Annotated in this window: 17 protein-coding genes; 7 read left to right on the top strand and 10 right to left on the bottom strand. The window is 35.0% G+C overall.

Annotated features, from left to right (window positions below):
- Window positions 1-122: 122 nt before the first annotated feature.
- From BIV60_RS00670 to BIV60_RS00660, 4 genes are all read right to left on the bottom strand, one after another.
- Entirely contained in the window at window positions 123-362 is a 240-nt protein-coding gene (locus BIV60_RS00670) for a hypothetical protein (protein WP_071353813.1), read from the bottom strand.
- Window positions 363-681: 319 nt separating this feature from the next.
- Entirely contained in the window at window positions 682-1,125 is a 444-nt protein-coding gene (locus tag BIV60_RS00665; RefSeq protein WP_071353812.1) for a carboxymuconolactone decarboxylase family protein, read from the bottom strand.
- A gap of 500 nt (window positions 1,126-1,625) precedes the next feature.
- Window positions 1,626-1,754, bottom strand: coding sequence for a YjcZ family sporulation protein (locus BIV60_RS28020; protein ID WP_083402038.1), 129 nt, complete (start codon window positions 1,752-1,754; stop codon window positions 1,626-1,628).
- 314 nt (window positions 1,755-2,068) lie between these two features.
- Window positions 2,069-2,455: a YmaF family protein gene (locus BIV60_RS00660; protein ID WP_071353811.1), complete on the bottom strand. Its 387-nt coding sequence runs from the start codon at window positions 2,453-2,455 to the stop codon at window positions 2,069-2,071.
- A 207-nt stretch (window positions 2,456-2,662) separates the two neighbouring features.
- Between BIV60_RS00660 and BIV60_RS28015 the strand changes: the two genes are divergently transcribed.
- The gene (locus BIV60_RS28015; RefSeq protein ID WP_083402040.1) at window positions 2,663-2,755 is read left to right on the top strand and encodes a YjcZ family sporulation protein; all 93 of its coding nucleotides are present in this window, start codon (window positions 2,663-2,665) and stop codon (window positions 2,753-2,755) included.
- 122 nt (window positions 2,756-2,877) lie between these two features.
- On the top strand, window positions 2,878-3,033 hold the full coding sequence (locus BIV60_RS29395) for a hypothetical protein (protein ID WP_177177194.1): 156 nt from the start codon (window positions 2,878-2,880) through the stop codon (window positions 3,031-3,033).
- Window positions 3,034-3,462: 429 nt separating this feature from the next.
- On the opposite strand, the gene BIV60_RS00655 is transcribed toward BIV60_RS29395, so the two are convergent.
- The 3 genes from BIV60_RS00655 to BIV60_RS00645 form a co-directional block, all read right to left on the bottom strand.
- On the bottom strand, window positions 3,463-5,241 hold the full coding sequence (locus BIV60_RS00655; RefSeq protein WP_071353810.1) for an ABC transporter ATP-binding protein: 1,779 nt from the start codon (window positions 5,239-5,241) through the stop codon (window positions 3,463-3,465).
- Window positions 5,242-5,401: 160 nt separating this feature from the next.
- On the bottom strand, window positions 5,402-6,541 hold the full coding sequence (bshA, locus tag BIV60_RS00650) for an N-acetyl-alpha-D-glucosaminyl L-malate synthase BshA (RefSeq protein ID WP_071353809.1): 1,140 nt from the start codon (window positions 6,539-6,541) through the stop codon (window positions 5,402-5,404).
- A gap of 60 nt (window positions 6,542-6,601) precedes the next feature.
- Window positions 6,602-6,865 carry a metal-sensitive transcriptional regulator gene (locus BIV60_RS00645; protein WP_071353808.1) on the bottom strand — a complete coding sequence of 88 codons (264 nt, stop codon included), beginning with the start codon at window positions 6,863-6,865 and terminating at the stop codon, window positions 6,602-6,604.
- A 425-nt stretch (window positions 6,866-7,290) separates the two neighbouring features.
- On the opposite strand from BIV60_RS00645, the gene BIV60_RS00640 reads away from it, so the two are divergent.
- Window positions 7,291-7,842, top strand: coding sequence for a PepSY-associated TM helix domain-containing protein (locus tag BIV60_RS00640; protein ID WP_071353807.1), 552 nt, complete (start codon window positions 7,291-7,293; stop codon window positions 7,840-7,842).
- Window positions 7,843-7,975: 133 nt separating this feature from the next.
- Window positions 7,976-9,235: a PepSY-associated TM helix domain-containing protein gene (locus BIV60_RS00635; RefSeq protein ID WP_071353824.1), complete on the top strand. Its 1,260-nt coding sequence runs from the start codon at window positions 7,976-7,978 to the stop codon at window positions 9,233-9,235.
- Window positions 9,236-9,613: 378 nt separating this feature from the next.
- Here BIV60_RS00635 and BIV60_RS00630 read toward each other — a convergent pair whose 3' ends face one another.
- Window positions 9,614-10,504, bottom strand: coding sequence for a cation diffusion facilitator family transporter (locus BIV60_RS00630; RefSeq protein WP_083402039.1), 891 nt, complete (start codon window positions 10,502-10,504; stop codon window positions 9,614-9,616).
- A 389-nt stretch (window positions 10,505-10,893) separates the two neighbouring features.
- Here BIV60_RS00630 and BIV60_RS00625 point away from each other — a divergent pair, with 389 nt between their 5' ends.
- A complete protein-coding gene (locus BIV60_RS00625) occupies window positions 10,894-12,396 on the top strand; it encodes an FTR1 family protein (protein ID WP_071353806.1) in 1,503 nt (500 codons plus the stop codon).
- Window positions 12,393-12,767, top strand: coding sequence for a hypothetical protein (locus BIV60_RS00620; protein WP_071353805.1), 375 nt, complete (start codon window positions 12,393-12,395; stop codon window positions 12,765-12,767). The genes BIV60_RS00625 and BIV60_RS00620 overlap by 4 nt, the downstream gene beginning before the upstream one ends.
- Window positions 12,768-13,349: 582 nt before the next feature.
- Here the strand turns inward: BIV60_RS00620 and BIV60_RS28010 are convergent.
- Both BIV60_RS28010 and BIV60_RS00615 read right to left on the bottom strand, forming a co-directional pair.
- Window positions 13,350-13,478 carry a YjcZ family sporulation protein gene (locus tag BIV60_RS28010; RefSeq protein WP_083402038.1) on the bottom strand — a complete coding sequence of 43 codons (129 nt, stop codon included), beginning with the start codon at window positions 13,476-13,478 and terminating at the stop codon, window positions 13,350-13,352.
- A gap of 313 nt (window positions 13,479-13,791) precedes the next feature.
- On the bottom strand, window positions 13,792-14,178 hold the full coding sequence (locus BIV60_RS00615; RefSeq protein WP_071353804.1) for a YmaF family protein: 387 nt from the start codon (window positions 14,176-14,178) through the stop codon (window positions 13,792-13,794).
- A gap of 218 nt (window positions 14,179-14,396) precedes the next feature.
- Here BIV60_RS00615 and BIV60_RS28005 point away from each other — a divergent pair, with 218 nt between their 5' ends.
- A complete protein-coding gene (locus BIV60_RS28005; protein ID WP_177177195.1) occupies window positions 14,397-14,477 on the top strand; it encodes a YjcZ family sporulation protein in 81 nt (26 codons plus the stop codon).
- Window positions 14,478-14,567 lie beyond the last annotated feature (90 nt).

The following is a 14,567-nucleotide window of genomic DNA, read 5'->3' as shown; positions in this document are numbered from 1 at the left end:
TAACTCACATACCAGCGTGTATTTTCATGACACAGATTTGTTGTTATCTGTTGAATATATGGTAAATCAACATCCGACATGAAAAAAGAGCAAGCTTGAAGGCGTTGCTCTTTAAGCGATTATCAGAAGAAGAATGGGAAAAACGGGGCACCAAACGGTCTAAAGAAACGTCTGCCGAAAAATGGCCCAGGGAAAAATCCAAAGCCGTAGCCATCATTTGGTTGTTTTGAATTTAGTTCAGCTATTTCAAAACCGTCATTTTTTACTTTAACAATCTTCCCGATAACCCAGTCACCCTGTTCATTTTGAACCTTAATCAATTGACCTTCGAAACGACGAGCATTATCATAATCGAAGTACATGTCAAAAACCTCCTTTCTAAGGGAATTGCTATAAATTATGTAAAGATTCCACATGTTGAGAGGGCAATTGACTATGTCTTGTCCATTTTTCGTAAAAATAAAAACCCGCCTGAGTTTGTGAAAAAAATCACTTAAACTGACGGGTGCTTATCTCGAATAAGATTTAGGCATTGATTTTCAACAATCGGGCGCAATTCTTGTACAAGGAATTGTGTCTTTTTAAGTTATTATTTATCGTGTTTTAATAATTTAGCAATGCATAATTGACAAATTTTTGCAACATTAAAAAACGAACACCATAGGATGTTCGTTAAGGAAATTAAATCTTAGTTGGTGTTTGGCCCACTGCAATAGAGAGTCTATTCCAATTGTTTATTTGATTAATAATAAGAACTAGATCAACATATTGTTTCTCATCATAATGTTCTCGGACACGCTTGTATAAGTCATCAGGAACTCGTTTTGTTGGTATCAAGGTAATATGCTCAGTAAGTTCTAAAGAAACTTTTTCTTCAGGTGAATAAAAATCGCTTTCTTCCCAGACATTTAAACAATAAATTCTTTGTTCAGTTTCCCCCATCTTACGAGCGTCGGATGTATGCATATTGAGGCAGAAGGCACAACCGTTAATTTGAGAAGCTCTAATTTTGATCAACTCTCTAGTAGTTTCATTAATTGAAGACTTTTTAGTGTACTTCTCCATATCTAACATAATTTTCATTGCTTCGGGTGCAACATCATTGTTGGAGATTCGTTGATTCATAAGGAACAACCCCTTTGCATTAAGATAATTTTATTATACATGCAGACAAATATTTTGCCAATATTTTGTATTTATGGAATTTATAACAAAGAGAAATATTAGCTGAAATAGTACATTTAGTTGCTTCGTAGAACGAAAAGTATATGCAGTAGCTTATTTAAGAATCGGACGCGATTGCTGAACAATGAGCAGTCGTTTTTTTACTAAACCGATCAGCATGTGAAGATAGATGGGATTTTAATGTTAGATATGCAAAATATCACTTAAAGTAAGTGCAAAATAACTCCTAAAGTGACATATATTCCTTTGAAGGTTCTAATAAATAGGTGATTCCAATTCAAAAAGTTTTTCTTCTTTAGATTCAACCAACAGGCAAGTTTAACACAGCCTAAGAAAAAAATATCTAAAATCAAAAAGACAACTCCTATTCGATTTCCTGAATGTTAGAGTCGTCTTTTTTTGTCAATTGTTTCTAAAACACTTTCGGTCTGAACAATTTATTAAAAAACAACAGTAGTACCAACAATAATTAAAAGAACGAACAATACTACGATTAAAACGAAAGTGCTGCCGCCGCTAAAGCCACCACCGTAGCCGTAACCGCCATCACAGCCATATCCCCAAGACATATCGTTTCACCCCCTGTTGGAAGATTAGAGAAAAAATACTCTACTATATATATATTTCATAGGAGAAAGATTGATTGGACAGGCATCATTGGAATGGGAAAATTTACAAGAAAACTTTTTAAAAATAAAAAGAAGCATTTGCATTACATACAAACGCTTCTCTAGCGGTGAATAAATATGTGAGGTGGCAGTATTAGCATATGTACTAGAACTAAAAAGGATTGGACAAGTGATAGATTTTTAAAAAAATTTGCAGTGGGAATTATTGAAGTAGCCAGGTATTAGATCATAAGTTGACTTTTCAAACGGTATTCCTAATCACTAGGACTAGTTTTGCCACTATATTTATGAGAATGAGGATGGGCACCATTAACTGATGTTACGCCCTCAAAATGATGAAAATGTCCACCATTGGGCAAGGGGATTGCAGGGCCAGTAGCTCCTCGAATTTCATGTTTATGCCCATCATTCAAGAATGTAACAGTATAGTATCTATGGTTATGGGGAACTCCGGTAGGAGCAGGTTCAGTTGTACCTGTATATCGATGATCATGACCTGCATTAATAGAGGTTACTCCGGCAAAATGATGTCTGTGAATTGGTCTTCCGTCCCATGAAGTTAGAAATAAAATATGAGAATGCTCAGAATCTAAATTCGAATCTTCTGAATGAACAACAAATCCGCTAACCTGTATTTTCATACGTTTTACCACCTCCCTTTCTTTTTTACACATTATGAAATTGGACCAAAATTAATGCCTACGGATTTTTTTCAAATGGAACGGAATGATTACTTGGCAATGAAAAAGTTCGTAAAAAAAATTCCGCGGTATAATGATAGTTTGTCCATATCATTTATTCATAGATCGCGTATATTATTATGAAAGCTAGTGAAGGCGGTAGGAATTATGTCAGGAGGAATGACAACTTCTTTTGCGTTGATTGTCTTATTGTTTGTTCTACTCATTATTGTAGGAACCTCTTTTATGAGTGGTTACTAAGTCTACATTGGCTGTTTAATCTGTCTATTGCTCAATTACTAAATTGTACGGAACTAAGGTCAGGTTGATTTTAATCTGTCCCTTTGTCTAGACTACTGAAACGATAGGAGGATGAATTACACATGGTTTTTTTCCCTGACGGCTTTAGAAGAAGGTTTTTCCCTATTGAAATCGAAATCGAGATAGAGAGAAGAAGACGTATTGAAATCGAAATCGAGATAGAGAGAAGAAGACGTATCGCAATCGAAATTGAAAGAAGAAGACGCAGATTCTTTTAAGCAAATGATTTAAACATGTTTCCAAAGAGCCTACGGGCTCTCTTTTTTAGGCTGTTTTCACATAAAAGTTAATGAACTATTGACATGCACCAGTTATTCAATAGTAACGTGTATGAGATTAAACCTCACTCATAAAGGACAGGTACCTTTTTTATTGAAATCTTTAAGCTATTCTTACTTCGCATTCTAAACTTTACCAATGTTGCATAATATAAAAATGTAGGACGATTGGGAATCACCTCCCGTTGAAAGCGTCATTTTTGGCGCTTTTTGGCTTCTCCATATTCAAAAGTACAATAAATAAGCAAAAAACGCAGGTTTTTAAATTAGGCTGCGTTTTTTGCTATTTAGGTTTAGCTTGAAACATGCTATACAAAAATTTTCAACGATACCGGGTGGGGGAGAAGAGAAACAATAAACTGAGCAGTATCACAAGAACCCCTCAGCAACCATTTCTTTTTGGTCTTGATTTAAGTTTTGTATATTAAATAATTGTTTATATAATCCGTTTTGTTGCATTAATTCATTATGAGTTCCTTTTTCTAAGATTTGCCCGTCTTTCATAAATATAATTTCATCTACATTAGTTATCGTTGATAACCTATGAGCAATAATAATCGTTGTTCTATTTTTTGCTAATTTATCAAGCGATTCTTGAATTAGAGCCTCTGATTCCAAATCTAACGCAGAGGTTGCCTCGTCTAAGATCAAAATCTTAGGGTTTTTCAGAAATACCCTTGAGATAGCAATTCTTTGCTTTTGACCTCCTGATAATTTAACCCCTTTTTCACCGATTTCAGTATCATATCCATTCGGGAGATTAAGAATAAAATCATGGGCATTGGCAGCTTTTGCAGACTTAACCATTTCCTCTTCAGATGCTGAAGGATTTCCTAATAAAATATTGTCTCGTATAGTGCCACTGAATAAAATATTGTCCTGTAACACCATACCTATGTGACTTCTTAGACTATTTTGAGTAATGTCGATTATATTCATATCATCAATGGTAATACTACCTTTTTCAATATTGTAGAATCGTGGAATTAAACTAATAAGAGATGATTTTCCTCCTCCACTCATCCCAACTAAGGCAACTGTATGGCCAGAGGGTATAGTTAAATTAATATCTTTTAAGATATAGTCGGATTCCTTATCATATCGGAACCATACATTTTTAAATTCAATGTCCCCATTCACTTTTGTCAGTTGCTTAGCAGAAGGTTGGTCTAAAACATCATAAGGCTGATTCCATAACTCTAACACACGGTCAAGAGAAGCCGTTGCTTGGGTTAGGAGAGTAGATGAATTGACTAGTCTGCGTAAAGGACTATAAATATTATTTAAATATCCAAAGAAGGCTACAAATGTACCTAAAGTAAGTTCACCCGTAATGACTTTATATCCCCCATAGGCAATGACAAGGAGAGGAGCAATATCAGTTAATGTATTAATAATTGCATTAGTTAAAGCATTCCATTGGGTCACAGCCATCGCTTTGGTTAGGAAATTTTGGTTTCTTCTGTCAAATTGGTTCTGATCATATTCCTCAAGTGTAAAACTTTTTACAACTGGTATCCCAGCTACCCTTTCGTGAAGATATGACTGCACATCTGCAAGAGATTGTGACCGTTGTTTTGTTAGTAATTTTAAACGTTTGTACATTGTTTTTACAGAAATAGCATAAAAGGGAAGGATTGCAATTGCCATGAATGTCAATTTTACATTCATTGTAAACATAAAACCTAATGCAATTGTTAAAGTAATCATATCTAACCAAATATTCATCATACCTGTTTCTACTAGGTTTTTTGTTTGTTCTACATCGTTCATAACACGAGAGATGATTTCTCCGGTTTTATTGTTTTGATAAAAGCGAAGAGACAATTTTTGTAGATGCCCATAGAGTTTGTCACGTATATCATACAGAATCTTGCTTGTAATTTCTTGAGCGAAATATTGACGATAATATTCAACAGGAAATCGAACGATGATGAATAAAACAGATGCTATTGAAATAACATAGGTCAGGTGCAATATTTTCTGACTTAAAGGGATTTTTGCTAAAAGAATAGAATCCACTGAATATTTCATGATTAAAGGCAATGTTAAAGGAATTCCAAACTTTATAATTCCAATAATCATTGTAATAATAACTAACTTCCAATAAGGTTTAACAAATTTACTGTATAATCTTAAGCTGGACAACTAAGTAACACCCCTTGCTGCTTTATAGAATTACTAAAATAATGATATTATGTTTGTCTGTCCCTAAATAAAATTTTTCTCTGCCTATTTTTGGTTTTTACTGTTTCTTGATCGTCTTTGCTTAATAATATCTCAATAAAAAATTCTCTAGGTATCAAATTTATTCACAGTATTTAATTACTTTAAAGTAAATATCTTCATATTTTTTTACAATGAGATCGGCTCTAAATCTTTCATTGACAATTTGAATGGATCGATTTGATAAACACTTATGTACAGTGTCATCTGTCAAAGTATAAATGGCTTTATCGGCGATGGAATATATATTACCTAGCTCGCAAATAAATCCTGTTTCACCATCCAAAATAACCTCTGGTATTCCCCCAACGTTGGTTCCAATACAAGGAACCCCACAAGCCATTGCTTCTAAAGCCACGAGTCCGAAACTTTCCTTTTGAGAAAGAAGTAACATTAAATCACTAATAGAATATAATTCTTCTAAGTTATCTTGCTTTCCAAGAAACAGAACTTTTTCTCTTAAGTTAAGTTCATCAACTAGATTACAAACAATTGTCATGTCTGGACCGTCTCCGACAAGTAAAAGCTTAGCCGGCATATTCGCTTCAATTCTTGAAAAAGTTTTTACAACATCCGTAACACGCTTTATGGCTCTAAAGTTTGATACATGAACAATCACTTTCTCTTCTTGAGAGATACCATATTCTTCTTTCAAATAAGTTGAATCCTTTTTTTGATAAACGCGAGTATCAATGAAATTATAGACAGCTTCAATATATTTATCAGGCTTAATCAGATCATGGGTTTCCGAGATTAATGATTTAGAAACAGCTGTTACATAATCTGATTTTTCAATTCCAAACCTAATAACGTCTATTAAGGATGGATCATTACCTAAAACAGTAATATCTGTTCCATGTAGAGTTGTAACAATTTTCACATCTCTCCCACTTATTTGTTTTGCTAAAATTGCACTAACAGCATGTGGGATAGCGTAATGAACATGTAAGATATCTAATTTTTCTCTATTAATAACATCAGCCATTTTACTAGCTAAGGCAATATCATAGGGTGGGTAGTGAAATACAGGATATTGACTTACTTCAACTGGATGATAATAAATGTTTCTATTCAGTTCTTTTAATCGGAAGGGAAGACTAAAGGAAATAAAATGGATTTCATGTCCTTTTTCAGCAAGCATTTTCCCCAACTCAGTTGCTACTACTCCTGAACCACCTACTGTCGGATAGCAAGTAATCCCGATTTTTAATTTTATCTTCATTTGGATCTCTCCTAATAGGGTGCAGCTAATAAAAAATAATTTTGCCTATATTTTTTTGTCCTAAATAAATCTTTTTATAGCTTTTTTTAAATTTTCAACTGTTTCCTGGTCAGCCTGCTTTCGTATACCATCTACTACACAATCCTCTAAATAATCCTCAAGAATGACTCTCCCTACATTATTAATTGCAGACTTTACAGCACTCACTTGCATTAATAACTCTTCGCAGCTACGACCTTCCTCAGCCATTTTTTTAATACCTCTAACATGCCCCTCAATCTTAGAGAGACGACTAATTACCTCTGGAAGTTTATGAGAACTCATTTAAACACCTCACCTTAGCTTTTTAATATCCTATCCCCTAGGGGGGGATACGATAATGATGATAATACCTCAAAGAACTATTGTCAATTTACCCGACTTGTAATGAATACTTTCTCAAAAAAGCTTATTTTTAAAGAGAAGAACGAAACGTGTAAGACGACAGTTTTACTTTAGTGAATCACCTCATTAATATATTATTTTGCTAATATAGTAAAATTTGTAAAAATATTATTGACAACCCTAATTCATCACCGTAAAATCACATTTAAGTTGCTTTTTTATTTTGAATATTCCGAATGTTGTTGACGGCAGAGGAAGGAGGATTTCTTGAGAATGTCAGAAGCCGTAGAAATTTTTTACGAAGGAATGAGCATTAACGGAAGGGGATATTTAATTTGAAATAAGACAAGGGGTGTGAAGAAAATATGTCAAAAGCATTAAGTCTTTACCAATTTAGTAGAAAAGTACATAAATGGTCTGGATTAATTTTATCTGTTGTTTTTATGTTCGTAGCAGTGACAGGCCTATTGCTTGTTTATATGATACCACTCGGAGTTGCTGATGATTTAAGAACAGGGAAGGAGGCGAGTCCAAGTCAATCGATACCTATGGATAAGGTCGTGTCCATAGCCACGTCTCAGGGGCTTCCAGGTGCAACATCGGTTGAAGATATCTTTAGAATAGAATATAGACCTGGTTTAAATATTTATCAGATTCGCTTTAATAACAGTCAAGATGTTCAGATCGATGCGAGTACTGGAAAAGTTTTATCTACAAACCCAGATTACTCAAGTTTCATCATTACTTTGCATGATGGATCCTTTTTTGGCAATTGGTATCGATACAGTGCTCTTACATTCGCAGGTTTATCCCTTATTCTACTGTCATTTTCCGGGTATTATATGGTGGGCTATCCACTTTACAAGCGTTTAAAAGCGCGGAAAAAAGCGAAAGACTTGAAAAATATTGCTACATAGCAGTAAAAGTACAAATGTTACCCCCCATTTTTTCATTCGTAACCTCATATAGAAATTTATAAAAGCAGATGAAAAGAGAGGAAAGATTAATTTGAAGATTGCCTTGAATAATGAACGTAGGATCGTGAGCTCCATGTCTGCATCTATTTGGAGGTGGCATTTTTACGCAGGAGTGGTATTCGCTCCAATCCTTATTCTTTTAGCAATAACTGGAGGCATTTATCTATTCAAGCCCCAGATAGAGTCATTCATATATAAGGATTATTACTATGTTCATGCCGACGGACAGAAGCTACCAGCTTCCAAACAATTTGAGAAGGTAAAGGAAGTACATCCAGATAGTCAATTCACACGATATAAGCCTGGTGTTGAAGGAAATCGATCTTCAGAAGTGGGGATTCTTGAAGGGGATAAATCAATTACGGTTTTTGTTAATCCCTATAGTGGAAAAATCGTTGGGGAACTAGATGATGCAGATCGATTCATGGCTCAAATCGAGAAGCTGCATGGTCAATTGATGGTAGGAACATCGGGTGACCTTCTGATAGAACTATCAGTGTGTTGGGGCTTGATTCTTTTGATAACTGGCATGTACCTTTGGTGGCCTCGGAATCGAAAGGGAGTAATCAAAAGGTTGTTTCGCGGTCAGAACCGAGGCAAGCGATCCTTTTGGATGGATATTCATGCAGTGACTGGATTTGTATTGTCCATAGGAATTGCCTTTTTGATTTTAACCGGTTTACCTTGGACTGGATTTTGGGGACACACACTAGTTCAAACACTAGCGACGAATACTGGTACTGGAATTCCAGCTCCTGTTTGGGGAGAAAAACCCAAATCGATCGAACCGGAAAAAGGGAAGGTTTCCCCCATTTCTATCGATGAGGTAGTAAGGATTGCTGATTCTCAGCACTTATATCCAGGTTACGACGTATACTTCCCGGATGGACCTGAAGGGGTCTACACTGTACAGGTTTTCCTTCCTAAATCTACCGATGAAGCCACATTGCATATCGATCAATACAATGGGAAAGTGCTGAGCGATTCTCGATTCAAAGATTATGGTCTGTTAGGAAAAGCCATTACCACGGGATATTATCTTCACATTGGAGCTGAGCTTGGCTGGATAAATCAAATTGTGGGGCTCATCGTCTGTATAGGAATCGTGCTCATAGTTGTTACAGGTATTTTGATATGGTGGAAACGAAAACCTAGCAACAAACTAGGTGCACCACCTCAACCAAAGAATTTCAAGATGGAAAAAGGTTTAGTTTTTATTATCGCAATTTTCAGTATTATATTTCCGTCGGTTGGAGTATCTTTGCTCTTTGTTTTGCTTTTGGATTGGCTGGTGATTCGCCGGATTAACCGAGTAAAGCAGTGGATAGGGTAGGGTCTACAATTTAGGGCGTCCTGATCATCTAATTGTTGTATATTAATTTTCATATTAACATTTAGATAACATTAAGATTAATCTTAATGTTTAGAAATTACCCCTATTTGGTTTTTATGAATCTCTGAGCCCTTCTTTGTTTACTTCACCTATTTGGGAATTATCCAAGCCCCAACAGTAAATGGTGTTGGAAATTTCAAAATTGTATTGGCGCGAGAAGAACCCTTACCAAATAGAAAATATTAGTTTTTTAACCACCTCACCCATCAATGGATGGGTTTTTTCTACGTTTTATAGTGTGAAAGAGTAATAATGAGTATTTCATAAAAAAATAAGAATTCGTATAACGCATTTACCCCTATAAGGGGGAAATCTCCATTAAGTGGGAAAGTATGGATTCAAGTGAATTAGAACTTCTTCGATATTTTTATGTTTACTCATGAGCTCCCGTTTGATTTCTCTAGAAAGGTCGTGTCCTTCTTTTATTGTTTTTTCATGGTCAATTGAAATTCTTAAATCAACTAAAACATAATGCCCAAGTTCTCTTGCCCTAATTCGGTCTATTCTTTTAACAGCTGGAAATGAGGAAATAATAGATATATATTCGTTTAAAGTGTTTATTTCAATATTACGTTCTAGTAAAATGTCGAACGCTTCTTTCAACATTTTTCTCGATATATTAAAAATTAAATAAGCTACGACAATACTAGCGATTTTATCTCCATAAAGTAAAATGAAAATGTTAAATTTGTCTCCAATAATGGATAAAACAACCCCTAAAGCAGCTGCTAATGATGCGACAATATCTGCTTTATGGTCAAAAGCAATGGCTTCAATGGCTTTACTATTTTGCTCTTGAGCAATTTTATAAGAGTACCTATAAAGAATTTCTTTGGCTCCATAAGAGATAATGGCAACCCACATTGCAAGGATATTTGGAGTTGAAGTTGGATGGAAAAAGCCCATTATTGCTTCATACACAACATAAAAAGATACAATGAGCAAAACTAATCCCACAATACCTGAGACAATGACCTCTGCCTTACCATGTCCATAGGGATGTTCCTTATCAGCGGGTTTATTTGCGATCTTTATGACTAAAAGTACAATAATTGATGCGAAAACATCTGCTGCTGAATGGATTCCATCTGCAAACACTGCATCACTCTTTCCGTACCAGCCAACAAATAACTTTCCTACGGTTAGAAGAATATTACTAACGACACTTATAATCGCCACTTTTTTTGCTAAAGATTCTCTTGCATCCAATTTAATTCTCCTCCCAAACAAAAACGCTTTTGTATCTTATCAGAGAGAGTGTGGGTGGGTCTAGAGAAACATTATTGAAAAAAAACATTAATTTAATCCCCATAAAACTGTTTAAACTCAACCAAAAAATGTTGTATTTGGGAAACCTTAATAGAAAAGGGGGGTGCTGTGGCATCCCTTTTTCTTGTTCAACTAACGGGTGCAAGAAACATTAGAATATAGGTATATTCTAATTATTTTAGAATCGAATTTGGCTCTCTAATGACACAGAAATGTAACCAATAATAAAAATCTTCAATTGACAATCATTTTCAATGGAAATACAATTGTAAAGGAAAGATGATATTGAAATTCGTTATCAATTAAATGACTTTTTATGGGGGATTTTTATGAGTAAAAATCTGTTACTTAAATTATCTATTCTTCTATTAATATTAGGAATTGGAATACATACCCCTGCCTTGGCTTCTGGGAATTCCAATGATGATATTAAGAAGGCTGAAGAATCGGTTAATAAAGCCATTGATTCTGCTTCAAAAGGGAATCTTACCGAAGCAGAAAAGGCTTATAACCAATTTAATAAAACCTGGAGAGAAATTGAAGAAGGGATTAAAGCTGATTCTGCGACTGCTTACCGAGACATCGAATCGAATATGGGGCAGGTCGTATATGCGTTTACCCTTAAGAAACAGGACCAAGTTTTACAAGCTTTAAAAGGCTTAAAAGCAGTGAATGAAAAATTTGCAAGTGGGGGTTACCCAAAAGAAGCAGGATTTAAGAAAGAAGATATTTCTTTAGATGATTTTATCGTGCTTCTCCAAGAAACAAAGAAGGAAATTAAGGAGCAAAAGCAATCAGAAGCTCTGGCAGGTATTAAAAAGGCAAGTAGTAGATGGTTGAGCGTAGAAGGAGTAGTAGTGGCACAGTCATCGTCCGTTTATAGTGATTCTGAAAGAGATTTGGTAACCATTCAAGCTATGCTTGCTGCAAATCCTCCAAATTTTAAAGATGCAAATAAAACTATCGATAACATGATAAAATACTTAACTCCATTAGCGGATAAATCCCAATACACATATTGGGATGCATCCATGATTTTAATTCGTGAAGGTTTAGAAGCGTTACTTGTCGTAATTGCTCTCATGTCTTTTGTAAAAAAGTCTGGAGAGGGAAAAGGAAAAGGATGGATTTGGACTGGAGTATTATCGGGCCTTGGCGTTAGTGTGATTCTTGCTCTCATTGTGAAATTTGTGATTTCATCTGGTGCGTTTGGTAATAATAATGCTTTAATCGCTGGATGGACAGGTGTTTTTGCAGCAGTCATGTTATTGTATATGAGTTATTGGCTTCATAGTCAATCTAACATTGCGGATTGGAATCGGTATATTCGTGAAAAAAGTCAAACAGCATTAACAACGGGTAAACTGGTTTCGTTAGGGGTTCTCGCCTTTCTAGCAGTATTTCGAGAAGGAACGGAAACAGTTTTGTTTTATATCGGAATGGCAAGCCAAATAAAACTACACTCATTATTAATCGGTTTTCTTATTGGAGCAGCGATACTGGGTGTCATAGCATATTTAATGGTATTTGTCGGATTAAAATTGCCACTTCGTCCATTCTTTATGGTATCAAGTTTAATCGTATTTTACCTGTGTATTAAGTTTACAGGTATGGGGATCCATAGCCTACAATTATCTGGCTTAATTCCAACAACGAATTCTCAAAGCATCCCAAGTATAGAATTTTTTGCACTATACCCATCATGGGAAAGTACAATTCCACAAGTAATTCTTGTGCTTGGTGCTATAATTATACTTTTATCAAAAAAATTTAAGAATCAAAAACATAATGCTGTGAACAATATTAACAATGAAAGTAGGAAACTATCGTGAAAAAATTAACATCAATGGTTTTAGCAATCGGTCTAGGAAGTGCATTAGTATTAGCAGGTTGTAGCTCAACTGATAACAAAGTTTCTGATGGGGTAAATAAAATGTTGAATACAACAGAACAATTATCAAAAGCAATCGATAGTGGTGACCAAGCAAAAGTAAAAGAAGTTGGACCAAAATTAGAAGATCAATGGGCTTCGTTTGAAGATGATGTAAAAAAGGATAACAAAGACCTTTACGGAAAGGTTGAAAAATACCTTGACCCCACGATAGCTGGGTCAGAAGCAAAAACTCTCGATAAAAAGGCGTTGGGGACTTTAAACGATCAATTAACTGATGCTTTAAAAGAATTACAAAACAAAATTAAATAATATAAAAAACCACCGACTTTTAATTCGGTGGTTTTTTATATTACTTTCTTCCTAAATAAGTTTTTGTAGCTTTTTAATAATTACTGGCATCCAGTTGTCATTGGACAATCAGGTGAAGTTGCACATTTTAAAAAAAACGCCTTTAAATCAAACATTTAAATTTTAGACTTCTTGAACAAATTCCAGGATTTAATTCAGAGGTACAACAAGCTGCAACTATTAGAACACTTCCTTGATCAAAATCGGGTGTCGGTCGCTGTAATGACTGATACAAGCGTTTACTGTTTGTGGGTGCCCTATGCCTAACTCTTTGCCTCCCCCTTAAACTCCCCCTTAGGAAATTCATATATTACCTCTAATTTCCAATACTGAATTCATAATTGGTATAATAAGTTAAAAAAGAGTGCCAAAATGAAAAGTTTAGTAGCGAAGCTTCTTTAGATTCAACTAACAGGCAAGTTTAACACAGCCTAAGAAAAAAATATCTAAAATCAAAAAGACAACTCCTATTCGATTTCCTGAATGTTAGAGTCGTCTTTTTTTGTCAATTGTTTCTAAAACAATTTCGGTCTGAACAATTTATTAAAAAACAACAGTAGTACCAACAATAATTAAAAGAACGAACAATACTACGATTAAAACGAAAGTGCTGCCGCCGCTAAAGCCACCACCGTAGCCGTAACCGCCATCACAGCCATATCCCCAAGACATATCGTTTCACCCCCTATTGGAAGATTAGAGAAAAAATACTCTACTCTATATATATTTCATAGGAGAAAGATTGATTGGACAGGCATCATTGTAATGGGAAAATTTACAAGAAAATTTTTAAAAAATAAAAAGAAGCATTTGCATTACATGCAAACGCTTCTCTAGCGGTGAATAAATATGTGAGGTGGCAGTATTAGCATATGTACTAGAACTAAAAAGGATTGGACAAGTGATAGATTTTAAAAAAATTTGCAGAGGGAATTATTGAAGTAACCAGGTATGAGATCATAAGTTGACTTTTCAAACGGTATTCCTAATCACTTGGACTAGTTTTGCCACTATATTTATGAGAATGTGGATGGGCACCATTAACTGATGTTACGCCCTCAAAATGATGAAAATGTCCACCATTGGGCAAGGGGATTGCAGGGCCAGTAGTTCCTCGAATTTCATGTTTATGCCCATCATTCAAGAATGTAACAGTATAGTATCTATGGTTATGGGGAACTCCGGTAGGAGCAGGTTCAGTTGTACCTGTATATCGATGATCATGCCCTGCATTAATAGAGGTTACTCCGGCAAAATGATGTCTGTGAATTGGTCTTCCGTCCCATGAAGTTAGAAATAAAATATGAGAATGCTCAGAATCCAAATTCGAATCTTCTGAATGAACAACAAATCCGCTAACCTGTATTTTCATACGTTTTACCACCTTCCTTTCTTTTTTACACATTATGAAATTGGACCAAAATTAATGCCTACGGATTTTTTTCGAATGGAACGGAATGATTACTTGGCAATGAAAAAGTTCGTAAAAAAATTCCGCGGAATAATGATAGTTTGTCCATATCATTTATTCATAGGTCGCGTATATTATTATGAAAGCTAGTGAAGGAGGTAGGAGATATGTCAGGAGGAATGACAACTTCTTTTGCGTTGATTGTCGTATTGTTTGTTCTACTCATTATTGTAGGAACTTCGTTTATGACTGGTTACTAAGTCTACATTGGCTGTTTAATCTGTCTGTTGCTCAATTACTAAATTGTACGGAACTAAGGTCAGGTTGATTTTAATCTGTCCCTTTGTCTA

It is taken from the genome of Bacillus sp. MUM 116 (assembly GCF_001866655.1).
Taxonomy (GTDB): Bacteria; Bacillota; Bacilli; order Bacillales; family Cytobacillaceae; genus Neobacillus.
The sequence above is the reverse complement of the archived record's forward strand: the minus strand, read 5'-3'. Positions and strand labels throughout refer to the sequence as shown.